Here is a 23729-nt window from a genome sequence, read left to right on the forward strand (position 1 = left end):
GCGACGCAGGGGCGTAATGCCCCTGTGTGTCAGTACGGATATCACTTTCGGGAGTCATCATGACCACCTTTACCGAGAAGGCCCCGGGCGTGGCCGAGGAAATCCCCACGGCCGCCGCGGGCTTTACACTCAACCATTCGATGGTGCGCATCAAGGACCCGGAGCGCGCCCTGCACTTTTATACCCACGTGTTCGGCATGCGCCTGCTGCGCAAGCTCGACTTCCCCGAGCTGCAATTCACGCTCTATTTTTTGACCCAGCTTTCGCCGGAAGACAGCGTGCCGGAGGACCCGGACGAGCGCACGATCTGGACCTTCAGCCAGCGCGGGCTTCTGGAGCTGACCCACAACTGGGGTACCGAGGACGACCCGGAGTTTGCCTATCACAACGGCAACTCGGACCCGCAGGGCTACGGGCATATCTGCTTTAACGTGCCCAATCTGGAAAGCGCCGAGACCTGGTTCGAGGACATGGGCGTCGAGTTCGTCAAGCGCGCCAATGACGGCAAAATGAAAAACGTGGTGTTCGTGAAGGACCCGGACGGCTACTGGATCGAGGTGATCCAGGCCGAGCTGATGGCCGGCGCCGGGCAGTAACGCCCGACGCCGTATCGGGTTTTAAAACAGCCGTGCGCCGGCGCCGTCAGCCGGGGCCCGGTCCGTTGGGCGTTCGATCCTCCGCCGGGGCGTCCTCCGGCGTCTGGGTCAGCGTCGCCTCACCACTCGGGGCGTGGCGCTGTTGTGGTTCATCCTCTTCGCGCTCGCCGTGCAGGCTGTTGCGATCGGGCATGATCACGCGCATGCGCGGGAAGGCATCCGGATATTCGCGGGCGATAAAGCGGATCAGCCCTTCGCGCATCTCGCAGCGCAGATCAAAGGTGTCGCCACCGCCGCGGGCGCTGACCAGCACGCGCAGCTGCATGTTGTACTCGGTCATCTCGAGAAGCTGTACCTTGCATACCGCACCGCTCCAAAGCGGCGAGTTCTGCGCGATGCGGGTGGCTTCCTCCTGCAGCGCGTCCAGCGGCAGCGAAAAGTCGGCATACAAAAAGACGCTGCCGATCAGGTCGTTGGTGCGCCGCGTCCAGTTCTCGAACGGGTTGTCGAGAAACCAGTTGATCGGCAGTACCAGCCGGCGCCAGTCCCACAGCCGGATCACTACGTAGGTCAGGGTCAGCTCCTCGATCCAGCCCCATTCGCCCTGTACCACCACTGCATCATCGAGCTGAATCGGCTGGGTCATGGCGATCTGCACGCCGGCCAGCAGGTTGCCGAACACCTTCTGCGCGGCAAAGCCCAGCACCACCCCCATGATACCGGCCGAGGCCAGAATACTGGTGCCAAGCTGGCGGACCCGGTCAAAGAGCATCAGCATCGAGGCCAGTGCCACCAGCACGATGATGAAGTTGATGATCTTGCGCAGCACCGCGATCTGGGTGTGCACCTTGCGCGCGGCCAGGTTGTCGGCCACATCGACCCGGTAATGCTCGCGAAGGGCGCGCTCGACGATATTGACGCCGTGCACCAGAACGCCGGCGATGCTCATGATCAGCAGCATGCTGGTGACGTTGTGAATGGCGATATCAAAGCGCTCGGAGGTCACAAAAAGCGGGAACAGCGAAAAGAGCAGAAAGATCGGGAAAAGTGCCGCGGCAGCCCGGGCCAGAAAGGGCGCCAGAAAGCGCTCGAAGTAGCCGTGGCGCGTGTCCGACCAGCGATCCATCACCGCAATCACACGCCGGGATACTCGCACGAACAGCCAGAACCCCAGAAACACGCCGATCACGTTGGCCAGCGTCATGATGGTGGGCTGCCAGCCCAGCGCGCCGGGCACCAGATAATACAGTGCCACCATCACGCCATAGCACCACACCAGACACACCAGCGGCGGATGCACGGCAAGCGCGGCGACGTTGAGTAGATGAAAGCGCCCGTGCGCCAGCCGGCGCAGGCGAATATGCAGAACCTTGAGTCCGCCATGAACCGTTACGGCGGCGGCAAGGGCCACCAGCGCCAGGCTCCAGCGGGGCAGGGGCGTCAACCAGGCAATCAGCGTGTCTTGCATATATTGGATCCTGTCGCAGGGGACATGGGGGCTTTTCTGACCTTAGTACAGGATCGAGACCTTCGTATCATGCCAACACTTCCCACAATATGGGATTGGCGTCTACATGTTGGGACAAGGCCGTTTCAGGCGTACACTCAGGGTCATGACCACTTCTTCTGCTTCTCATCCGGTCGGGGCACAGGCGCTGATGCGCGGTCTGACCGTTATCGACGCCGTCTTTGAGGGCCATCACGACCTGGCCGCCATCGGCGAGCGTATCCAGTGCACGCGCAGCACCACCCACCGGCTGGTGTCGGCACTGGTTCACGCCGGCTATCTGCGCCACGATGCACAGGGCTATCAGCTGGGGCTCAAGCTTGCCACGCTCGGTGCCCACGCCCGTGAGCAGATGCCGCTGGCCGCGCTTGCGCGCCCGATCATTGAAGCGCTGGCGCAGACGTGCGGTGACAGCGTGCATCTGGGCGTTCGCGAACATGATGACGTGGTCTATCTCGACAAGATTCGTGGCTCGCGCGGGCTCGAGATGCGCTCGCGCCCGGGGCTTCGTCTGCCGCTGGCACTGACCGGGGTGGGTCGGGCGCTGATGCTTGATCTCGGTGAAGATGAGTGGCAGCGCCTCTACACGCAGGCCCGTGATCACCAACGGCGCCAGCCTGATCTCCTCGTGGCGGGGCTGTCGCCGCTTGAAGTACCGGACTGGCCGGATTACCGCACGCGGCTGATCGATTACCGCCACACCGGCGTGGTGCTGGATCTGGAAGACAACGAGCGCGGCATTCGCTGCGTGGCCGCGCCGGTGCGTGACGAACGCGGCGTGATCATCGCGGCGATCAGCATTGCCAGCGCCACGCCCTGGATGTCGGATGCACGCCTCGCCGAGCTTGGCCCGAAAGTGCGCGACGCCGCCGCGCGGCTTTCAACCCGGATCGCCCGACCCGATACGTCCCTTTCTTCCTCTGCGGGAGCCTTTCATGAATGACACCTCTCCCTGTCTGATTGCGCTGGACTGGGGCACCTCGTCACTGCGCGCCTGGCTGCTGGACCGCCAGGGCCGGGTGCTGGACAGCCGCCACGAGCCCTGGGGCATTTTGCACACCCCGGAGGGCGATTTCGCCCGCGCCTATCAAACCGTGGTCGGCGAGTGGCGCGACGCCCACCCCGATCTGCCGGCGCTGGCCTGCGGTATGATCGGCAGCCGCGGCGGCTGGCATGAAGTCCCCTATGTGGACGCCCCGGCCGATGCCGATGCCATCGCCGCCGGACTGCTCACCATCGACACCGGTATCGATCATTTGTCGCTGGTGCCTGGTGTCATGCAGCACAGCGATGCCACCACCGGCGCGCTGCCCAACGTCATGCGCGGCGAGGAGACCCAGCTGATCGGCGTCATGGCGGGCTATCCGTCGCTGGCCCGAAACGCGCTTTTGGTCATGCCCGGCACGCACAGCAAGTGGGCCCTGATCGAGGATGAACTTCTGGTCGAATTCACCACCCACATGACCGGCGAGCTCTACGCCGTGCTGCGCGAGCACTCGATTCTGGGCCGCCCGGCCGCCGAGTGTCAGGAAGACGCCAGCGATGCGGCCAGTCAACAGGCCTTTGATGAAGGGCTTGAAAACGCTCGTGATGCCGGCAGTGCCGGACTCTCCGGGCAGCTTTTCAGCGTGCGCAGCCGCGTGCTGGCCGGTGAACTTGCCCCCGCGGCCAGCCTTGCCTATCTCTCCGGGCTTTTGATCGGGGAGGAAGTCCGCAGTGCCACGGCCGCGCTGGGTGATCAGCCCTGGCCAAAGCTTGCCCTGATCGGCGATGACGCCCTGTGCCGGCGCTACGTTCGGGCGCTGTCATTTTTTGAATGCCGCGATGTCGAGACCATCAGTGACGCCAGCATTAGCGGGCTGATGACAATTGCCCACCGCGCCGGCCTGATTGCTCCGGCCTGATGGCCTCGGAGTTTCACGCTCACAAGGAGCAGACCATGTTGAATCAGTATCTGGAGACGCTGCCGCTGATCGCGATTTTGCGCGGTGTGACGCAGCACGAGGTCGAGCCCATCGGCCAGGCCCTTTATGACGCCGGCTTTCGCATCATGGAAGTGCCGCTCAACTCGCCCGAGCCGCTGGAGAGCATCGTGCGCCTGGACCGGGCGCTGGGCGACAAGTGCCTGATCGGCGCCGGCACGGTGACCCGCGTGCAGCAGGTGCGTGATGTGGCCCATGCCGGCGGCAAGCTGATTGTCTCGCCGCACGGCGACCCGCGCATTGTGCAGTCCGCCAAGGCGGCCGGGCTTGTCAGCGCCCCGGGTGTAGCCACGCCGACCGAGGCCTTTGCCGCGCTCAACGCCGGCGCTGATGTGCTCAAGATGTTCCCCGCCGAGCAGCTGGGGCCGAAGGTGATCAAGGCCTGGCGCGCCGTGCTGCCGCCCGAGGTGGCCCTTCTGCCGGTGGGCGGCATCACGCCCGACAACATGCAGGAATTTGTCGATGCCGGTGCCGGCGGTTTCGGGCTGGGCTCGGCGCTTTACAAGCCCGGCATGAGTGCTGAAGAGGTCGGTCGCAACGCCCGCGCCTTCGCGCACGCCTGGCAGGCGCTCAAGCGCTGAGACCGCTGGTCAGTCCCTGACCGATCAACGTCTGGCTGATCCATTTTTGACCATGAACTGCCGAGTACTGTCATGAAAATTACCCGACTGGAAACCTTCATCGTGCCGCCGCGCTGGTGCTTTCTGAAAATCGAGACCGACGAGGGCTTTGTCGGCTGGGGTGAGCCGGTGGTGGAAGGCCGCGCCCACAGCGTGGCTGCGGCGGTGGACGAACTTTCCGACTACCTGATCGGCAAGGACCCGCGCCACATCGAGGATCACTGGACGGTGATGTATCGCGGTGGCTTCTACCGCGGCGGCGCCATTCACATGAGCGCGCTGGCCGGTATCGATCAGGCGCTTTGGGACATCAAGGGCAAGGTGCTGGGCGTGCCGGTCCATGAACTGCTGGGTGGCGCGGTGCGCGATCGCATTCGCGTCTACTCCTGGATCGGCGGCGATCGTCCGGGCGATACCGCGCGCATGGCAAAAGAGCGCATGGACGGCGGCTTCACCGCCATCAAGATGAACGCCAGTGAAGAGATGCAGTTCGTCGATACCTTCGACAAGGTCGACAGCGTCATTGCCAACGTCGCGGCGATTCGTGATGCGGTCGGCCCGCACTTCGGCATCGGCGTGGACTTCCACGGCCGGGTGCACAAGCCGATGGCGAAGGTGCTGATGAAAGAGCTCGAGCCCTATCGCCTGATGTTCGTCGAGGAGCCGGTGCTCAGCGAAAACGCCGAGGCGCTCAAGGAAATTGCGCCGCTGTCCAACATCCCGATTGCGCTTGGGGAACGGCTCTTCTCGCGCTGGGACTTCAAGCAGATTCTGGCTGGCGGCTATGTGGATATCATCCAGCCCGACCCGTCCCACTCCGGCGGCATCACCGAGACGCGCAAGATCGCCAACATGGCCGAGGCCTACGATGTGGCGCTTGCCCTGCACTGCCCGCTGGGGCCGATTGCGCTGGCCGCCAACCTGCAGCTCGATGCCAACTGCTATAACGCCTTCATCCAGGAGCAGAGCCTGGGCATTCACTACAATCAGGGCAACGACCTGCTGGATTACGTTAAAAACCCCGAGGTGTTTGCCTATGAAGACGGCTACGTGAAGATCCCGCAGGGGCCGGGGCTGGGCGTTGAGGTCAACGAGGAATACGTACGCGAGCGCGCCGAGATCGGCCACCGCTGGCGCAACCCGATCTGGCGTCACGCCGACGGCAGCTTTGCCGAGTGGTAGGCAGGGTACTGATCACAAGCGTTGATGCGCGTTACCATGGGCCGGCCCTGCGCTGGCCCTTTTGTTTGAAGGGCGTCGTGGTGGCTTGAAAGACGTTGTAAGGTGACGAAAAGTAGCGTTTGTGCCAAGCGCGTTACGCCATGGGTCGCGTATGATACCGGGCAACAGTCACGGTCGCGGCCCCGGTGGGGCGTTGTCACTCGGGCAATGGCAGGGTTCGATGACGGCCGGTAAAGCACATTTTTGACGAAAGGACGGTTCAAGTGAAAATTGCAGTTGCAGGCACAGGTTATGTGGGCCTTTCCAACGCCATGCTGCTGGCGCAGCATCATGAAGTGGTCGCGGTCGATATCGTGCCCGAGAAGGTCGAGCGTCTCAATCAGGGGGAATCACCCATTGAAGACACGGAAATCTCGGACTTTCTGGCCAACCGTGCGCTGAACTTCACTGCCACTCTGGACAAGGAAGCGGCCTATCGTGACGCGGCGTTTGTCATCATCGCCACGCCCACCGATTACGACCCTCAGACCAACTACTTCAACACCAAAAGCGTCGAGTCGGTCATCGACGACGTCATGGCGATCAACCCTGACGCCGTGATGGTGATCAAATCCACCGTGCCGGTGGGCTATACCCGTGAGGCCTGCGAGCGTTTCAACACGCCCAACCTGATGTTCTCGCCGGAATTTCTGCGCGAGGGCAAGGCGCTGTATGACAACCTGCACCCGTCGCGCATCATCGTCGGCGAGCGCTCCGAGCGCGCCGAGCAGTTTGCCAACATGCTGAAAGCGGGCGCGGTCAAGGAAGAGATTCCCACGCTTTTGGTCGACAGCACCGAAGCCGAGGCGATCAAGCTCTTCTCGAACACCTATCTGGCCATGCGCGTGGCGTATTTCAACGAGCTGGACACCTACGCCGAGACCCACGGGCTCAACGCGCGCCAGATCATTGACGGCGTGGGCCTTGATCCGCGCATCGGCAGCCACTACAACAACCCGAGCTTTGGCTACGGGGGGTATTGTCTGCCCAAGGACACGCGCCAGCTGCTGGCCAACTATCAGGACGTGCCCAACAACCTGATCCAGGCGATCGTGGATGCCAACCGCACCCGCAAGGACTTCGTGGCCGAAGCGATTCTGCGCCGCCAGCCGAAGGTGGTCGGCGTTTACCGTCTGGTCATGAAAAGCGGCTCCGACAACTTCCGCGCCAGCGCCATGCAGGGCGTGATGAAGCGACTCAAGGCCAAGGGCGTGGAAGTCATTGTCTACGAGCCGAGCCTTCTGGAAGAGGAGTTTTTCAACTCCCGCGTCATTACCGATTTCGAGGCGTTCAAGGCGGAAGCCGATGTGATCATCGCCAACCGTATGCTGCCCGAACTCGAAGACGTCAAGGACAAGGTCTATACCCGCGATCTGTTCCACACCGACTGAGTCTGTCGCCAGCACGCTTTTATCAAAACCATCCTTCGGGATGGTTTTTTTGTGTCTGTTTAAGTCAATGCCTGTTGCACACCATATGCGAATCGTTTTCAAATGCACAAAATTTACACTGGCAGTCGGTGGCGCTGTCGGGTCAGGACGAGAATAATTCAAAGGGCTTCAGGCAATGACAAGGGAACAGGATTACGGGCGTCGGCTGATACAGCGTGTCGCTTTCGGTGTCATGGCGGGCAGCGTGGTCGTCACCGGTGTGGCGACGGCTGCCGAGCAGGAAAGCGCCGCGCAGGGGGAGACCATGGTCGTCACCGGCACGGCGCTGAAGGTTCCCACACCGCTGCTGGAAACGCCGCGCTCGGCCTCGATCGTCGATGATGATGAGCTAGAGCAGCGCGCCGTCACGCAATACGATCAGGCGCTCAATTACCGGGCCGGCGCGGTCACGGCCCCCTATGGCAACGATGCCAAGGCGGACTGGTTTTTGTTTCGCGGCTTCAGCGGCGAAAAATCCACCTATCAGGACGGCCTGCGCCTGTTTCGCGAGGCGGGCTATCTGTGGTGGAAAACCGAGCCGTTCGGCCTGGAGCGGGTCGAGTTTCTCAAGGGACCGGCCTCCATTTTGTACGGCGAGGCGCCGCCGGGCGGCATCGTCAACGCCGTCAGCAAGCGCCCGACCGAAGAAGCCCGGGGCCTTGTCGATGTTCAGGGCGGCAACAAGGGCCACCGCCAGATCGGGATCGACACCTCCGGGCCGCTGACCGATCGCGGCGACGTGCGCTACCGTTTCGTGGGCATGTTTCGCGAGCACGACTGGGAGCAGCGCGGCACCGACAACGAGCGCGTCTATCTGGCCCCGAGCCTGGCCATGGATGTCACCGATGACACCACTCTGACGCTGCTGGCCAGCTACCAGCGCGATCACGGCACGCCTGCCAACGTCTTCTACCTGCCCTATGGCACCGTCAACGACACGCCCTTTGGCAAAATCGATCGCGATACCGATCTGGGCGACAACGACAATGACCGCCTCGAGCATCGCCAGATCTCGATCGGCTACGAGCTTGAGCATCAATTCAACGACACCTGGTCCTTCGAGCAGAACGCCCGTTTCAGCACGCTGGACCTGCTGCTGCGTACGGCCTATCCCTCATCCATAACGGCTGATGGTCGCAATGCCGTGCTCGGCCTGACCGACCGCGACGGCAGCTATGATGCCACGACCATCGATAACCGCCTGATCGGCAACTGGTACGGCGATGGCATCGAGAACACGCTGCTGATGGGCTTTGACTACCAGAACCTCGATGCCGAGTATTCCAGCCGCGACGCCTTTCCCTACGGCAGCATCGATATCTTCAACCCCGGCGATGCCGATTTCAGGGATCGGGAAGGCAAGACGGATTTTGACCTGGGCAAGGAGCAGTACGGGCTCTACGTTCAGGACCAGCTGCGCCTTGAAGACCGCTGGATTCTGATGGCCGGCGCACGCCATGACAGCGCCCGCGTCACCAACCGTCAAAAGGGCGGCGACAATCAGGGCTACGACGACAGCCAGATGTCGTATACCGGCGGGGCGATGTATCTCGGCGATTACGGCCTGTCGCCCTATCTGAGCTACAGCGAGTCGTTTACCCCCAACGTCGGCAACGACCTGGACGGCAGCGCCTATGACGCCAGCGAGGGCCGCCAGTGGGAGCTGGGAGTCAAGTACGCCCCCGACTGGCTGGACGGCTACGCCACGGCGGCGGTCTTTGATCTCAAGGAGACCAATACGCTTTATCCCAGCGGCGGTTCATCAAGCAATCAGGGCGGCGAGCGCCACTCGCGCGGTTTCGAGCTTGAAGGCGTGGGCTATCTCACCGACGAGCTGCAGCTCAAGGCCGCTTATACCTACACCGATGTGACGGTTGATGTCAGCGACACCCAGCAGGATCTGCGAGCCGGCCTTGTCCCGCGTCATCAGGCTTCGCTGTGGGTCAACTACGGCTTTGATCAGGGCGCACTCGACGGGCTGACGCTCGGCGCCGGGGCGCGCTACATGGGCACCAGCGTCGACTCGCCGCAGTACAGCGACACTGCCGTTGCGGCCTATACCGTCTATGACGCCATGGCCAGCTACGACATCGACCGGAACTGGACGGTGCAGGTCAACGCCAAAAACCTGACCGATAAGGAGTACATCAGCGGCTGCGAGTACTGGTGCTACTACGGCGAATCCAGAAGCGTGATCGGCAGCCTGAAATACCGCTGGTAAGCCGCCCTTGTGGACGCGTTGATCGTATCGCGTTATCCGCCGGCCCCTCCGGGGCCGGCTTTTTCATGCCCGTCTATCGATGGCCGATGCCGCCGCCTGTGATGCCCGAGCGCGCAGCTGACGGGCGAGCCCGGGGCGCAGGCGATGTCGTCTCCATCGCCTTTCTGTTATGTTCGCGCTGGTACGCCCCGCCTTTTTGTCACCCGTGGATGCCAGCGCCATGTTCGACCGCCTGACCCATTCACTGCGCCGCCTCTGGGCGCTGGATGCCTTTGCCTACAGCCTGCGCGTGTTTATCGCGCTGACCGGCGTCATGCTCTGGAGCTGGCTTCTGGGGCACATCGAGCAGATGATTCCGCTGTTTCTGGGCGTGATTGCCAGCGCGCTGGCCGAGACGGATGACAGCTGGCAGGGCCGGCTGCGGGCGCTGCTCGTGACGCTGGTGTGTTTTGCCATCGCCTCGCTTGCCGTGGAACTGACCTTTGCCCATCCGTGGCTTTTCGGCATCGGGCTGGGCCTTGCTACCTTCACCATGATCATGCTCGGCGCCATCGGCCAGCGCTACGCCACCATCACAACGGCGACGCTGATTTTGTCGGTCTACACCATGATCAACATCGAACAGCGCGGCGGCGTGACGGCAGAGAATCTCTGGCACGGGCCGCTGTTGCTGGTGGCCGGGGCGGCCTGGTACGGGGGGCTATCGATCGTGTGGCAGGCGCTGTTTACTCATCAGCCGGTGCGTCAGAGCCTGGCGGCGCTGATGACGGAGCTGGGGGAGTATCTGGCCATCAAGGCCTCGCTGTTCGAGCCGCTGCGCGGGGTGGATCGCGCCTCGCGCCGGCTGGCGCTGGCGCGTCAGAACGGGCGGGTGGTCAGTGCGCTCAACGAGGCCAAGGAGATGATTTTGTCGCGGCTGCAGGGCCAGCACAACAGTGCCCGCATTGACCGCTATCTGCGGCTGTATCTGATCGCTCAGGACATTCACGAGCGCGCCAGCTCCACCCACTACGACTACGACGCGCTGGCCGAGCACTTCTTTCACAGCGACGTTTTGTTTCGCTGTCAGCGCCTTTTGTATCAGCAGGGGCAGGCCTGCCGGGCGCTGGGGCAGGCGCTGTTGCTGCGCCAGTCGTTCGATCACAGCGAAAGCGAGCAGGCACTCGGCGATCTGCGCGCCTCGATCGAGTATCTCAAGAGCCACCCGCCCGGGGCGGATACGCGCCAGAACCATCGGCTGCTGCGCTCGCTGATCTCGCTTGCCATCAATCTGGGCGAGCTGGAGCGCCAGCTCACCCGCGCCGACAACCCGGAGCTGGCACTCGATGAGCCCGACCGCAAGCTGCTGGACCGCTCGCCCAGCAGTCTCAGTGACGGCTGGCAGCGCCTGCGCGGGCATTTTCGGACCTCGTCACCGATTCTTCGTCACGCCCTGCGGCTCTCCTCGGCGCTGGTGGCCGGCTATCTGCTGCTGCGCCTGATCCACCCGACCCAGGGCTACTGGATTCTTTTGACCACGCTGTTTGTCTGCCGGCCGAGCTTTGGTGCCACCCACCGCTTTTTGCGCCAGCGCATCACCGGCACCGTGATGGGGCTGGTGGCCGGCTGGGCGCTGATTACGCTCTTTCCCTGGGATGCGGCGCAGGCGTTGATTGCGGTGCTGGCCGGGGTGCTCTTTTTTGCCGCGCGCATTCGTCACTACACGCTCGCCACGGCGGCCATCACACTGATGGTGCTGGCCTGTTTCAATCAGGTCGGCGACGGCTTTGATCTGATCTGGCCGCGGCTGTTCGATACCCTGCTGGGGGCAGGGCTTGCCGCGCTGGCGGTGCTGTTGATCCTGCCGGACTGGCAGGGGCGGCGGCTCAATCGCGAGGCGGCCTCGGTGGTGACGGCCAGTGAGGCCTATTTCAGCGAGATCGTGCGTCAGTATCGCAGCGGCAAGCGTGATGATCTGGCCTATCGGCTGGCGCGGCGCAACGCCCACAACGCCGATGCGGCGCTGTCGACACGGCTGGCCAGCGTCATGCAGGAGCCCGGGCAGTATCGTCATGACGCCGATGAGGGCTATCGGCTGCTGGTGATTACCCACAGCATTCTGGGGCATCTCTCGGCGCTGGGCGCGCATCGGCGCAGCGTCAGCGAGCGCCTCGATATGCAGGAGCTGGACCCGGTTTTCGAGGCGATCAGCGGCTATCTTTCGACCATTGCCCGGGCGCTTGCCCAGCGTCAGGCGGTTGGCGCGCTGTCACCGCCGCCCGAGTCGATGGTGGCCTTTGTCGAACAGCTGCCGGAGGAGATCGAGGACGCTCGCCGACTGGTGCACTCCCAGCTGGCGATGATCTGCCATCAGATGGCGCCGTTGGCCGAGGTGGCCGGCCGGCTGCTGGATCAGCAGGGCCAGCGGCGGCGCCCGGTCAGCCCGGGGCGTGCGACTTCGTAGAGGCCACAGCGCCCGGCGCTTGCCCGGCGCAGGGAATGTCGGCGGGGCTGCCGGGCCGTCCGAGCAGAAAGCCCTGCAGATGAGAGCAGCCCTCCTGCTGCAAAAGCGCCATCTGCTCGGGGCGCTCGACCCCTTCGGCGGTCACTTCCATCTCGAGGCTCTTGCCCATGCCGGTGACGGCCCGCACGATGGCCAGTGCCTCGCGGCTGTCGCACATCTCGCGGATAAAGCTCTGATCGATCTTGAGTCGATCAAACGGGAAAGAGCGCAGGTAGTGAAGCGATGAATAGCCGGTGCCGAAGTCGTCCAGCACGATGCGCACCCCCAGCTGCTTGAGCTGGTGCAGGATCTCGATGTTGTGCTGGCTGGCATCAAGCAGGATCGATTCGGTGATTTCAAGCTCCAGCCGGGACGGCGTGATTCCGGTGATCGCCAGAGCGTGGGCGACTTCATCCACCAGTGCCTGACGCTTGAACTGTGCCGGTGATAAATTGACCGAAATGCGCTGATCATCCGGCCAGCGGCTGGCCTCTCGACAAGCCTCGACCAGCGCCCAGGCGCCGATTTCCAGGATAAGCCCGCTGTTTTCGGCAATCGGAATGAACTCCAGCGGAGAGACGATCCCCCGGACCGGATGGCGCCAGCGCATCAGCGCTTCAAACCCGGTGGTGCGGGTCCCGGTGATGTCATAAATGGGCTGGTAGAGCAAAAAGAGCGCCTGTTGTGCCAGCGCGCCGCGCAGATCGTTTTCCAGATTGAGCCGCTCACGCGCCAGCCGGGCCAGCGCCGGATGAAAGGTTTCGTAGCGGCCCTTGCCCTGTCGCTTGGCTTCATAAAGGGCGAGATCCGCGCAGCGCATCAGCTGCTCGAAGCTGTCGATGTCTCTGGATGCTCGCACGCCGCCCAGGCTGATGCCGGTCTGTACCAGATGCTCGCTGAGCTGAAAGGGCGCGCGCGCGCTGGTGGCCAGCGTTTTGGCCAGAAGGGAAAGACCGGTCTCGTCACGGGCCTCGGGCACCAGCAGGGCGAACTCGTCACCGCCAATGCGCGCCAGTGTTTCACCGTGGTGCAGATGCTGGCGCAGCCGGGCGGCCACCTGACACAGCAGCTCGTCGCCGACCTGATGGCCCAGCACGTCGTTGATGTTTTTGAAATTGTCCAGATCCAGCAGCAGCATGCCCACTTTTTCGATCGCCGGTTCGAGGTTTTCCAGCAGTGCCCGGGTGCGTTCGCCGAACAGCAGCCGGTTGGGCAGGTTGGTCAGAGCATCATGGTGGGCCATGTGGCGAATGGTGGCCTGGGCGGTGTGCTCCTCGGTCACGTCATCCACTAGATAGAGACGCTGGCCGGTGGCCTCGCCGTTATCCGTGATATCCAGTACCAGGCATTTCAGCCGACAGGTGCCCTCCGGCGTTTCCAGCTTGAGCCTGAGATGTTGCGCCGTCTCGGCCTCTTTCCGCGGCAGCTCGGATCGGATTCGCGTCAGCAGCGCATCGGTGGGCAGATTGGCCAGCAGCGTGCGCGGGCTGGTCTGATGTTTTTGAATGTCATGGTTGCACAGTAATAGATGGCCATCGGTCTGGTCTTCGACGATCACCCGGGTCGGGATATTGTGGATGACGGTATTCAAAAAGGCGTAAAGCCCGCTCAGCTCGCGTGCCTGCTGTTCGGCAGCATCGCGTGCCTTGATGACTTCCTGCTGCTGCGCGCGTTTTTCGGTAATGTCGCGGGTGATCTTGGCAAAGCCGATCAGCTGCTCTTTGTCATAAATGGCATCGATGACCACGCTGGCCCAGAAAACGCTGCCATCCTTGCGCAGGCGCCAGCCTTCCGCCTCGTGTCGACCGTGACGGCGTGCGGTCGCCAGCCCCTGCATGGGCAACCCCGCGTCACGTTCCTCAGGGGTATAGAAACAGCTGAAGTTCTGACCCAGAATTTCCTCGCTGCAGTAGCCCTTGAAGTATCGGGCGCCTTCATTCCAGCTCAGGATCATGCCCTCGGGGTCGAGCATATAGATCGCGTAATCGGTGATTTTTTGTACCAGCTGACGATAGAGGGCATCACTGTCCATCGTGATGGCACTGGCAGGCGGGCGTGGTTCGGCCATGGCGATAATCTGATCGAAGAGGTAAGGAAAGGCGTCCGTTGCTGCCACGGCAGGTCATGCAGACGTCGTCAAAAGCTGACGAAGATTATGAAACAGTGTTGTCTGATTAAAGCCGCAATTAAGGCCTTTTTTAAGCCTCAACTGCGGCGATGGCAGGCATGGCGTCGCCGGGGAAAGGGTTAACTCAGAAGCTGTCGAACCAGCGCCTGCCACCAGGCCACGCCCAGGGGGGCGAGGGCGTCGTTGAAGTCGTAGGCGGGGTTGTGTAAAGCGGCGCTGTCACCGTTGCCCATCCAGATGTAGGCGCCCGGGCACTTTTCCAGCATGAAGGCAAAATCTTCCGAGGCCATGCAGGGCGGCAGATCGTAATGCACCTTCTCGATCTCTGGCATGTCCTCAAGGACTGAGGCGCAGCGAGCAGCCTGCTCGGCGTCGTTGATGGTGGCTGGATAGCGCGACTGATAGTCGAGCTCGACCGCAAGGCCGTGAAAATCGGCGCCGGCCTGGACGGCCTCGCGAAAGCGCTTTTCCAGATGCTCACGAAGGGCCGGGTCGAAGCAGCGCAGGGTGCCGCGAAGCTCCACCGTGGACGGCATGACGTTAAAGGCGTCCCCGCCGTGAAACTGCGTGACGCTCAGCACCGCCGGCTGATGCGCCGGGCGCTCCCGGCTGATGAGCCCCTGCAGACGGGTTACCAGCTCACAGCCTGCCAGAACGACGTCATCGCCCATGTGGGGCATGGCGGCGTGGCAGCCACGTCCGGACAGGCGCAGCGTGAAGACATCAAAGGCCGCCATCGAGGGGCCGCTGTGCACGGCGGCCTCGCCCACCGGCATGCCCGGCCAGTTGTGCAGACCGTAGACCGCGTCCATCGGGAACAGGTCAAACAGCCCCTGCTCGATCATCACCCGGGCACCGCCCTCGTTCTCCTCGGCCGGCTGAAAGATGAAGTGCACCCGGCCGGCAAAGTCAGGATCGCGTGCCAGCGCCCAGGCCGCGCCCAGCAGCATGGTGGTATGGCCATCGTGGCCGCAGGCATGCATGCGCCCCGGCGTTTGAGAGGCGTAGTCCAGATCGGTCGCCTCCTCGATGGCGAGCGCGTCGATATCGGCGCGCAGGCCAACGGTGCGTCCGGGCCCGCGGGCACCATCAAGCGTTGCGACCACGCCGGTACCGGCAAGACCGGTGTGGACGTCAAGACCGGCCTCGCGCAGCAGCTCGGCAATGCGCGCGCTGGTGCGGTGCTCTTCAAAGGCAATTTCGGGATTTTGATGAAAGTCGTGGCGCCACTGGCGCAGCTGCTCGGCGCTGGGATAGGGCTCAAAAGCGGTCATGAAGTGTTCCTGATCAAAAGGATTATCGTTGGCAGCGATACCGATGACTCGACATGCCGGGCGTGTCGCATGCCAAAACGAAAACCTTATGCCGATCACGCCCGAGTGTCGATGCAGCCTGTCATCATGGCGTGCGCCAGCGCTTGTGATCTCGCCATGCAAAGGACCCCTGACCGTTGCCGGTCAGGGGCCCTGTTCGTGTCAACGGCAAGCGCTGACGTTGCCATCGATAAGCGATGACGCGGCGTCAGCGCTTCGCCTTGAGCTCGGTGGCGCGCCGGGCGGCGTAGTAGTAGGTCTCGTTTTTCATCAGGTGCATGCCCAGCACCGGCTTGTCGAGATGGCGGCGCTTGCCCAGCAGCGTGGCCGCCACTTCCTTGACGCTGCCCTTGAGCGTGCCGTCACAGGGCACGCCCATGAGGCTGCGGATCTGGTTGGGCTGAATGTATTTTTGATAGATGGCCGTGCTCATCTCGTCATAGCGGCGCTGATAGTCCTCGTGCAGCAGGGCGTCGAGACGCGCCAGATCGGTGCGATCGTCTTCCGGTGACAGGCACACCACATCGTTTTCGGTGTGATGAAAGACCGGCGTGAAGCGCACCGGCTCGCCCTTTTCAAACCCCAGTTTCACGGCATAGGAGTAGTTCTTCTTCGCCGCCGGATTGTGGCGGTTGCTGAAGTAGAAATTGCCCAGGCTGTAGAAGATCAACGAACCGTTGTGGGTTTCGTGGCCCTGGGGCACGTGCGGATGCGCGCCCACGATGACATCGGCGCCCAGATCGCACAGGTGCTGATAGCGCAGACGCCACTCCTTTTGCGGAATGTCGTAGTACTCAAGCCCTGCATGGGCGAAGACGATGACGAAATCGCACTCGCCCTTGAGCTCGAGCACCATCCGATCAATGGCCGGGTGGTTGAGCCAGGCGTAGCCGGCCTGATCGGGTTCGGCGTTGTGATCGAGCACGCCAAACTGCGCCTCGCAGGCGTTGATCATGCCGATACGCACGCCCTGAATCTCGCGGATCAGCGGCAGGTAGGCCTGCTCGACGGTCATGCCGGCGCCGAGCATGTCGACGTCCAGGCGCTCGCCCTCGCGTAGCGTGGCCTCGAGTGCCTCGTCGCCAAAGTCCATGATGTGGTTGTTGGCCAGCAGCATCATGTCAAAGCCGTGGCTTTTAAGAACCGACATGATCTCGGAGCGCTGGTTGATGTGCGGGCCGTCCTTGGGCTGCTCGCGGCCGTAACCGCGAACCGGGGCCTCGAAATTGCACACGGCGTAATCGCAGCCGGCGATGGTGTCGCTCATGGCATCATCGCAGACGGGGCCGCCGCTGTACTGGCGGTTGACCACATCCCCACAGACAAACATTTCAATCATGGTATCGGTTTCCGATGGTATCGACAGGGCCGGCCGGATCAGCCGGCCGGCGCAGGAGCGGGTCTGGCGCCCATGAAGGCGGTCAGCTGAAGTTTCAGGACACGGCCCCGGCGGTAGAAAAGATTGAGCACCACCGCCGACAGGATTTCGGCAATCAGCGTCGACATGGCCGCACCGACCAGCCCGTACTGCGGGATCAGCAGGTAGTTCAAGACAATGTTGAGCGCGCTGACAAACAGCATCTTCTTGAGCAGAAAGCTGTAGCCGCCCATGACGGTGATCACGTTGAACGCCGAGGTGCCCAGCACCGAAAAGACCGACGAGATGACCGTAATGCCCAGCACCGTGGCCGCCGGGGTGTACTCATCGCCGTAGAGCAGCTCGATCAGCGGCACCCGGAAAAGGCCCATCAGCGTGGCCGGAATCACCGCCACCACGAATACGGCCAGAAACAGGCGGCGAATGCGGTGCTCGAATACCGAGGGGTCGCTGTTGCGTGCGGCATGGTTGATGCCGACCATCCAGGAGGTCATCAGCGCCATGGGAAACATCATCCAGCCCTGGGACAGGGTCAGCGCGGCGCTGTACCAGCCCACGTGGGTCTCATCGAGCATGCTGCCCAGCATGATCTGATCGGTACGGGTATACAGCGCAATCGACAGACTCGAGATCGCCAGCGGAATGCCGACCTGCACGATATGGCGCGAATGACGTCGGCTGCGGGTCTTGAAGGTATGGGCAATGTCGCGGGTCTTTTTGCGAAACAGATACTGTTTGATGAAATACGACACCGCCCACTGAATGATGTTGGCTGCGGCAAAAAAGCCGACCGTGGCCCCCAGCTTGATAAAGGCGAACTTCAGCGCCACACCCACACCCAGGGCGATGTTCTGCGCCACGGTGTTGAACTTGGAGTCCAGCGAGGAGTTGAAAAAGATGCTGTAGATTTCGTTGGTGGTGAAAAAGCTGCCCCAGATGATGATGGAGAACACCAGCATCTGTTTGGGGGTATCGAAATAAAACCAAGCGCCCACGGTTAAAAGCGTACAGATCACGACGAAGTTGATCATTCGCACCCGGGTCGAGGCGGCCATCAACAGCAGGCCACTGGCGCGGTTGCGGGCCAGGCGGTTAAAGACCACGTTATCGCCGCCCATTTTCACCATGGGCGTGATCAGGGCCACGATCGCCAGCGCCAGGCTGATCAGGCCGAACTCGCTGGGGCCCAGATAGCGGGCGACATAGACCGTGATGAAAATACCGGCCAGCGCCAACATGACCTTCTCGCCGAGGATCCAGGCGGTATTGATAAGTGCCTTGTTCATGAAGCTGCTTTTTCAGGGGTGGGACGCCGATGAGAGGCCGATCGGCAAGGGATGCCGATCATGCCACCAGAAACGGTTATCGTGTGTGCAGAGTTGTGCGATGTCTCACCGGGTATCGGGGCGCAACATCAGGTCAGGGCAGGAAAATCCGCTCTACAGGCCTTCCAGCAGCCGGCCGAGCGAGGTGGCCTTCAACAACACCCGCAGATGATCGGGCATTTCCTGCCAGGCCAGACGCATCTGCGTCTCGCGTCGGATCAGGCCCGTGTAGTCCTGCTCCAGCTGCTGGCAGGGCGACAGCATGCTCATGAGGGCGTCATGGGCTTTTTCATCCTGTAACACGGCGTCCTGTTCGTTGGCCTGTGCGTAGAAGCGGTCCAGTTTCATGGGGGCAGAAATCCAGAAGAGGTTCCCTGCCTTTATCGGCGCCGCCAAAGCCGGCTTGACCCCTTTGTTACATCGGGTTACCAAAGTCGTATATTTTCGTAACCACCGGCCATCAAGGGGAGTAGTGGGGTCTTCAGCGATGAACCGCCGGCGTCAGGTGGCGCTCGATCAGATCCAGCCGCGCCTGCCACGGGTCCTGGCGGGCCACCGGCCCCTGATCCTGAGTGAAATCCATCATCAGGTTCGACAGCGGGGTGTGCACGGGCCAGGTCGGCGCGCCACCGCCGTTGGGGTTGGCGTTGCGGGCGAAATTGACCACGTAACGATGCAGCTGCCAGGCCATGGCCCGGTCGCTGTCATCCAGGTCGTCATAGCGGGTATCCAGCGTGCGAAAGAGATAGGGCAGCTCGCTGGCATGTACCGCGCCCGACCAGCGATCACGCGCCTTGAGTGCCACATGCGAGAAGCGATAGCGCCACACCGGCTCGCCGCTGGTAGCGACTCGATCAGCAATGAAGCGCGCCGGCTCGGTCATCATGCGATCCATGCCGATCTCTCGCCCGACCTGCTGCACGTCATCGCTGCTCTCGGGGTCATACAGCGCGCGGGCCCGGTCGGCGTCCTCGCCGAAGGGTGTGAGCAGCGCGTCCATGCTGTCAGCAGTGGCAAAGCCCAGATCGGCGTCGGTGGTCCCGATCAGCATCGGCACCTGCTGCTGAAAACCTGCCTGATAGATGCCCTCGGGCTCACCGGAAATCAGCTCGCCATCGCGGATCGGGCCGCCGGTAAAGGTAACCGGCTTGTCATGAGAGCCCATGAGACTGCTCATGTTGAGCCCGTCCACGACCTGTTCGGCGGGAAGCGCTCTGAGATCGGCCAGCGCCTCGCGCCCCTGTTTGTTGATACCGTGACGACGAGCGAAGTTCTCCCCGATGGTCTCGGCCGAGGGGTGATCGGGCCGATCATCGGATAGGGCCGGCATCGGCCCCATCAGTGCCCGGCCGCCGCCGGACATCACCACGGCGCGCTGAAACAGCCCGCGCGCGGCCGGGGAGCCGGTCAGATCCAGCACCGAGGCGCCGCCGGCGGATTCGCCCATAAGGGTGACGTTATCGGCATCGCCGCCGAAGGCCGCGATGTTGCGCTGCACCCACTCAAGGGCGGCCACCTGATCCATGACGCCGTAATTGCCGGTTGCCTGCCCCTGCTGCTCGCGGCTCAGGGCGGGATGGGCAAAAAAGCCGAAACGCCCCAGCCGATAGTTGAGGCTGACCAGAACCACGCCGTCGCGGGCGAAGGCGCTGCCATCATAAACGGGCGTTGAGGTGCCGCCGTTGACGTAGCCGCCGCCGTGGATCCACACCAGCACCGCATGGTTGGTCTGCGAGCGATCCGCTTCGGGGTCGGGAATGGCGTCAGCCGGCGCCCAGACGTTGAGATACAGACAGTCCTCGGCCGGCGTTACGCCCAGCGGTGCGGCATCCCCCGGGTCGGGGCGCTGCATGCAGTCCGGCCCGAAGCTGCCGGCCTGGCGCACGCCCGGCCAGGGCGGGGCCGGCTGCGGTGGCCGCCAGCGGTTCTCCCCCGTCGGCGGCGCCGCATAGGGGATGCCCTTGAAGGCGGTCACCTCGAGCGCGCTGCTGCCCTGCAGTGCGCCACTGTCGATGTTCACCCGGGTGACGGGCGAATCGGAGGGAGCGTTTTGAGCCGCGGCCCACAGCGGGGCGGCCAGCAGTCCCAGAGTCAGCAGTCCTTTCAACCAGCGTTGCATGCGCCATTCCGTTGTCTCTTGATCGTACGCTCAGGATAGACCACGCCCGGCCGGTGATCTCGTCAGGTGCGATCATCCGGCCCGGTGTCGGGGGCAGCCACCCAGCGCCCCTCGATCATGTCCAGCCGCTCCCACCAGGGGTCACGCATCACCTGAGGGCCGTCATCCTGGGTGAAATCCACCAGCCGTTCCTGCTCGGGGTCGTGCTGCGGCCACTGCGGCAGACCCTCGCCGTTGGGGTCACCGGTCAGGGCGAAGTTGACCACGTAGCGGTGAAAGGCGGTGGCCGTGGTGCGGTCGCTGTCATCGATGCCGCTGCCGTAGGCACTCTCCAGTTGATCAAAGAGATAGGGAATGTCGGTGGCATGCGGTGCCCCCGACCAGTCGTCGCGTTTGGGCGCCGCCACGTGGGAGAAGCGATAGCGCCACACCGGCTGGCCCGCTGCAAACATCTCGTCGGCAATAAAGCGTGCGGGTTCGGTCATGGTGCGATCGCGACCGATCTCCTTGGCAAGGGTTTTGAGATTGACGCCGCCGCTGGGGTCATAGAGCGCGCGCATGCGATCGGCGTTGTCGCCGAAGGCGTCAAACAGCTCGGTTTTCGAGGCGGCATCAAAGCGGCCCAGATCCATGCTGGTCGAGCCGATCAGCAGCGGTATCCTTCTTTGCTGCTGCTGTTTGAAGCGGTTCTGGGTCTCGTCGACCAGAAGCCGGCCATCGCGCACCGGCCCGCCGGCGTAGGTGTCGCGCTCACGGTTGGGGGTATACATCATGCTCATGTTGAGATCCCCGGTGACCGCCTCGGCCGGCAGGGCCCGCAGCGCCTCGCGTGCCCGGTCATCGTCGCCTTCGATGCCGTGGCGGCTGGCAAAGCGCTGACCGAAGGTGTCGGCCGAGGGGTTGTCGGGGGCGTCCTCGTGCAGGTCATGGCGCACGGCGCGCAGCCCGCGACCGCCGCCGGACATCACCACGGCGCGCTGAAAAAGCCCCTCGGTGGCGGGGCTTGCCATCAGATTGAGGATCGAGTTGCCGCCGGCGGATTCGCCCACCAGCGTGATGTCATCGGGGTCGCCGCCGAAGCGGTCAATGTTTTGTTTGACCCATTCAAGCGCGGCCATCTGGTCCATGACGGCGTAGTTGCCCTGCGGGGCGTCGTCGTCCTCGTGGTTCAGGGCCGGATGAGAGAAAAAGCCGAAGCGCCCCAGCCGGTAGTTGAAGCTGACATAGACCACGCCGTCGCGGGCAAAGCTCTCGCCGTCATAGGCCGGGGAAGAGGCGCCGCCGTTGACGTAGGCGCCGCCGTAGAGCCAGACCACCACCGCCCGGCCGTCACTGTCCGCCCTGGTCGCGCTGTCATCAAAAGGGCCGGTGCGCGCGCCCTCGGGCTGCCAGACGTTGAGATAGAGACAGTCCTCATCGGGGCGCTCATCGCCGGGGGAGGTCGTGCTGGTCAGTGGCTTTTGCATGCAGTCACGGCCAAAGCGTGTGGCGGGTCGCACGCCCGACCAGGGCTTGACCGGCTGCGGCGGACGCCAGCGGTTGGCGCCCACCGGCGGCGCTGCGAAGGGGATGCCGCGATAGACCGAAAAGCCCTGCGCCTGCTCGCCGCGCAGCAGGCCGTTGTCAACGCGTGCGACCAGGGCGTTGTCCGCCGCGGCCTGAATGAGACCGGCCACCTCAAGGGCCATCGATTCATCGACCGGGGCCGCCGCGGGCGCGCCGAAGCCTGCTACCTCAAGGGCCACTGACTCATCGACCCGGCCGGCTGGCGGATGGTCATCGGCGGCGGCGACACCGGCCGACAGGCTCAATACTGCCCATGTCATCAGGGTTACGCCCCGTCTGGCTGTCGCTGCCTGCATGTCCTCTCCCTGTCGACCGGTCCCGTCGCCGCCAGCGACTTACCCCGGGTCTGACTACAAACCTGCGCGGTCGTTCGGGAAGATCAGATCAAAAACATGGCGATGCCCAGCACGACGCCGGTGACCAGCATGATGACCGAGGTATAGCCCATGATGTCGCGAATCTGCAGCCCGGCAATGGCCAGCAGCGGCAGGGTCCAGAAGGGCTGGACCATGTTGGTCCAGGCATCGCCCCAGGCCACCGCCATGGCAACGCTTGCCATGCTGGCATCAAGCTGCTGAGCCGCATCGATGACGATCGGCCCCTGCATGATCCACTGGCCGCCCCCGGCAGGGATGAAAAAGTTGATCAGCCCGGCGCTCAAAAACGCGTAGAACGGCAGCGTCTCGCTGCTGGCGATCGAGACCAGCGCGCTGCCGATATCGGCGGCCATGCCGGTACCGGCGATCACGCCCATCATGGCGGCATAGAAGGGAAACTGCATGATGATGCCGTAGGCCGTGCGCGACCCGCCGGTGCAAAAGGCGATGTATTCGCGAGCGTGACGGGAGAACACCAGCCCCAGGGCGAAAAAGCCCAGAATCACCGTGTTGATGTTGACCCCACCGCCGGTGACGAAATGATCCAGCAGCCAGAGCAGCGCGATCACGCCGAGTGTCAGCGGGATCAGTCGTGAATACTCAAGGCGCTGCGCCGGGGTCATGCCGGCCCGGTCGGGCATCGGCGCGGCGACCGTGTCATCGCTTTGCTCGCTGTCCGGCAGGCTCACGCGGGGTTCGTCGCCGCGCGGTCGCATCGACACCAGCACCGCCGGCACCACCAGCACCATGGCGGCCAGAATCGCCAGATTGCCGATCGAAAAGACCGTTTGCGACACCGCAATGATGCCCATCTCGGCTTCCAGAAAATGGCCCGGATTGGCGATGACGGTGGGGATCGAGCCGCCATAGCCGCCGTGCCAGACGATAAAGCCCGAGTAGGCTGCGGCCACCACCAGTGGATAGTGCACCCGGCCACGGTGGGCAATGCCCATCTCACGCGCCACCAGACCGCCGGCCACCAGCCCGAACCCCCAGGAAATCCAGCTGCACAGCATGGCCACAAGCGTGGTGGCAACGATGACCTGCACCTCGGTACGCGGCAGGCGGGTAAAGGCGATCAGCGCGCGTCGCACCGGGCGGGTGTGGGCCAGGGCGTAGCCGCTGACCAGCACTAAAATGATCTGACAGGTAAATTCATAGATGCTGAAAAACCCGTTGCCCCAGTAGTCCAGTACCTGACGGGGGGCGTGGCCGTCGCCCCAAAAAATACCCAGCCCCAGCACCACAAGCGTCAGGAAAAACAAAAAGACAAAGGCGTCGGGCAGGTAGCGTTCGGCAATATGGGTAAAGAGACGACCAATGACACGCATGAAGGATGAGGCTCCCGTAATTGTTGGGCGTACAGTGACTCGCCGGGCATCCGTCATGCACCGGGTGCCCGAACGCTAGACGCCACGGGGCCACAGCTGCACGGGCAGAAGTGCTCATGAACGGCCTGAAACG

Annotated in this window: 17 protein-coding genes; 8 read left to right on the plus strand and 9 right to left on the minus strand. The window is 63.2% G+C overall.

Annotated elements, in window-relative coordinates; all coding sequences use genetic code 11:
• The first annotated feature begins 59 nt into the window (after positions 1-59).
• Positions 60-596 (plus strand): lactoylglutathione lyase, encoded by a 537-nt coding sequence (gloA, locus tag ACS92L_RS14020; protein WP_438765674.1) that lies wholly within the window; start codon positions 60-62, stop codon positions 594-596.
• A 46-nt stretch (positions 597-642) separates the two neighbouring features.
• Here gloA and ACS92L_RS14025 read toward each other — a convergent pair whose 3' ends face one another.
• Positions 643-2064, minus strand: a complete 1422-nt coding sequence (locus ACS92L_RS14025; RefSeq protein ID WP_438765676.1) for a mechanosensitive ion channel family protein — start codon at positions 2062-2064, stop codon at positions 643-645.
• Positions 2065-2209: 145 nt separating this feature from the next.
• Between ACS92L_RS14025 and ACS92L_RS14030 the strand changes: the two genes are divergently transcribed.
• The 7 genes from ACS92L_RS14030 (at position 2210) to yccS (ending at position 12020) form a co-directional block, all read left to right on the plus strand.
• Complete coding sequence (locus ACS92L_RS14030; RefSeq protein ID WP_438765678.1) at positions 2210-3046, plus strand: IclR family transcriptional regulator; 837 nt, start codon at positions 2210-2212, stop codon at positions 3044-3046.
• The gene (locus ACS92L_RS14035) at positions 3039-4007 is read left to right on the plus strand and encodes a 2-dehydro-3-deoxygalactonokinase (protein ID WP_438765679.1); all 969 of its coding nucleotides are present in this window, start codon (positions 3039-3041) and stop codon (positions 4005-4007) included. The genes ACS92L_RS14030 and ACS92L_RS14035 overlap by 8 nt, the downstream gene beginning before the upstream one ends.
• 35 nt (positions 4008-4042) lie before the next feature.
• On the plus strand, positions 4043-4666 hold the full coding sequence (locus ACS92L_RS14040) for a 2-dehydro-3-deoxy-6-phosphogalactonate aldolase (protein ID WP_438765680.1): 624 nt from the start codon (positions 4043-4045) through the stop codon (positions 4664-4666).
• Between the two features lie 72 nt (positions 4667-4738).
• Positions 4739-5887 carry a galactonate dehydratase gene (gene dgoD, locus ACS92L_RS14045; protein ID WP_438765681.1) on the plus strand — a complete coding sequence of 383 codons (1149 nt, stop codon included), beginning with the start codon at positions 4739-4741 and terminating at the stop codon, positions 5885-5887.
• 263 nt (positions 5888-6150) lie between these two features.
• The gene (locus tag ACS92L_RS14050; protein WP_438765682.1) at positions 6151-7317 is read left to right on the plus strand and encodes a nucleotide sugar dehydrogenase; all 1167 of its coding nucleotides are present in this window, start codon (positions 6151-6153) and stop codon (positions 7315-7317) included.
• Between the two features lie 175 nt (positions 7318-7492).
• Positions 7493-9577, plus strand: coding sequence for a TonB-dependent siderophore receptor (locus tag ACS92L_RS14055; RefSeq protein ID WP_438765684.1), 2085 nt, complete (start codon positions 7493-7495; stop codon positions 9575-9577).
• A 220-nt stretch (positions 9578-9797) separates the two neighbouring features.
• Entirely contained in the window at positions 9798-12020 is a 2223-nt protein-coding gene (gene yccS, locus ACS92L_RS14060; RefSeq protein WP_438768493.1) for a YccS family putative transporter, read from the plus strand.
• Here the strand turns inward: yccS and ACS92L_RS14065 are convergent.
• From ACS92L_RS14065 to ACS92L_RS14100, 8 genes are all read right to left on the minus strand, one after another.
• Complete coding sequence (locus tag ACS92L_RS14065) at positions 11995-14175, minus strand: sensor domain-containing protein (protein WP_438765685.1); 2181 nt, start codon at positions 14173-14175, stop codon at positions 11995-11997. The two genes, yccS and ACS92L_RS14065, sit on opposite strands and share 26 nt — an antisense overlap.
• A 131-nt stretch (positions 14176-14306) precedes the next feature.
• Positions 14307-15461 carry a M20 aminoacylase family protein gene (locus tag ACS92L_RS14070; RefSeq protein WP_438765686.1) on the minus strand — a complete coding sequence of 385 codons (1155 nt, stop codon included), beginning with the start codon at positions 15459-15461 and terminating at the stop codon, positions 14307-14309.
• 247 nt (positions 15462-15708) lie between these two features.
• Positions 15709-16839, minus strand: a complete 1131-nt coding sequence (locus tag ACS92L_RS14075; protein ID WP_438765688.1) for a CapA family protein — start codon at positions 16837-16839, stop codon at positions 15709-15711.
• A 38-nt stretch (positions 16840-16877) separates the two neighbouring features.
• Entirely contained in the window at positions 16878-18164 is a 1287-nt protein-coding gene (locus ACS92L_RS14080; RefSeq protein ID WP_438765689.1) for a flippase, read from the minus strand.
• A 153-nt stretch (positions 18165-18317) separates the two neighbouring features.
• Complete coding sequence (locus tag ACS92L_RS14085) at positions 18318-18551, minus strand: hypothetical protein (RefSeq protein WP_438765690.1); 234 nt, start codon at positions 18549-18551, stop codon at positions 18318-18320.
• A 133-nt stretch (positions 18552-18684) separates the two neighbouring features.
• Positions 18685-20322, minus strand: coding sequence for a carboxylesterase/lipase family protein (locus tag ACS92L_RS14090; protein WP_438765691.1), 1638 nt, complete (start codon positions 20320-20322; stop codon positions 18685-18687).
• A 62-nt stretch (positions 20323-20384) separates the two neighbouring features.
• Positions 20385-22184 (minus strand): carboxylesterase/lipase family protein, encoded by a 1800-nt coding sequence (locus tag ACS92L_RS14095; RefSeq protein WP_438765692.1) that lies wholly within the window; start codon positions 22182-22184, stop codon positions 20385-20387.
• A gap of 83 nt (positions 22185-22267) precedes the next feature.
• Positions 22268-23596, minus strand: coding sequence for a short-chain fatty acid transporter (locus ACS92L_RS14100; RefSeq protein ID WP_438765693.1), 1329 nt, complete (start codon positions 23594-23596; stop codon positions 22268-22270).
• Positions 23597-23729: the final 133 nt, after the last annotated feature.

It is taken from the genome of Kushneria halocnemicola, from assembly GCF_965650455.1.
In the GTDB taxonomy this organism is placed as follows: Bacteria; Pseudomonadota; Gammaproteobacteria; order Pseudomonadales; family Halomonadaceae; genus Kushneria.

Bases quoted from the DNA above. Each gene is read 5' to 3' on its own strand.
- ACS92L_RS14100 (WP_438765693.1), bottom strand. From the start codon at position 23,596: ATGCGTGTCATTGGTCGTCTCTTTACCCATATTGCCGAACGCTACCTG.
- ACS92L_RS14090 (WP_438765691.1), bottom strand. From the start codon at position 20,322: ATGCAACGCTGGTTGAAAGGACTGCTGACTCTGGGACTGCTGGCCGCC.
- ACS92L_RS14085 (WP_438765690.1), bottom strand. From the start codon at position 18,551: ATGAAACTGGACCGCTTCTACGCACAGGCCAACGAACAGGACGCCGTG.
- ACS92L_RS14070 (WP_438765686.1), bottom strand. From the start codon at position 15,461: ATGACCGCTTTTGAGCCCTATCCCAGCGCCGAGCAGCTGCGCCAGTGG.
- ACS92L_RS14025 (WP_438765676.1), bottom strand. From the start codon at position 2,064: ATGCAAGACACGCTGATTGCCTGGTTGACGCCCCTGCCCCGCTGGAGC.
- dgoD (WP_438765681.1), top strand. From the start codon at position 4,739: ATGAAAATTACCCGACTGGAAACCTTCATCGTGCCGCCGCGCTGGTGC.
- ACS92L_RS14040 (WP_438765680.1), top strand. From the start codon at position 4,043: ATGTTGAATCAGTATCTGGAGACGCTGCCGCTGATCGCGATTTTGCGC.
- ACS92L_RS14030 (WP_438765678.1), top strand. From the start codon at position 2,210: ATGACCACTTCTTCTGCTTCTCATCCGGTCGGGGCACAGGCGCTGATG.
- ACS92L_RS14080 (WP_438765689.1), bottom strand. From the start codon at position 18,164: ATGAACAAGGCACTTATCAATACCGCCTGGATCCTCGGCGAGAAGGTC.
- ACS92L_RS14075 (WP_438765688.1), bottom strand. From the start codon at position 16,839: ATGATTGAAATGTTTGTCTGTGGGGATGTGGTCAACCGCCAGTACAGC.
- ACS92L_RS14095 (WP_438765692.1), bottom strand. From the start codon at position 22,184: ATGCAGGCAGCGACAGCCAGACGGGGCGTAACCCTGATGACATGGGCA.
- ACS92L_RS14055 (WP_438765684.1), top strand. From the start codon at position 7,493: ATGACAAGGGAACAGGATTACGGGCGTCGGCTGATACAGCGTGTCGCT.
- yccS (WP_438768493.1), top strand. From the start codon at position 9,798: ATGTTCGACCGCCTGACCCATTCACTGCGCCGCCTCTGGGCGCTGGAT.
- ACS92L_RS14035 (WP_438765679.1), top strand. From the start codon at position 3,039: ATGAATGACACCTCTCCCTGTCTGATTGCGCTGGACTGGGGCACCTCG.
- gloA (WP_438765674.1), top strand. From the start codon at position 60: ATGACCACCTTTACCGAGAAGGCCCCGGGCGTGGCCGAGGAAATCCCC.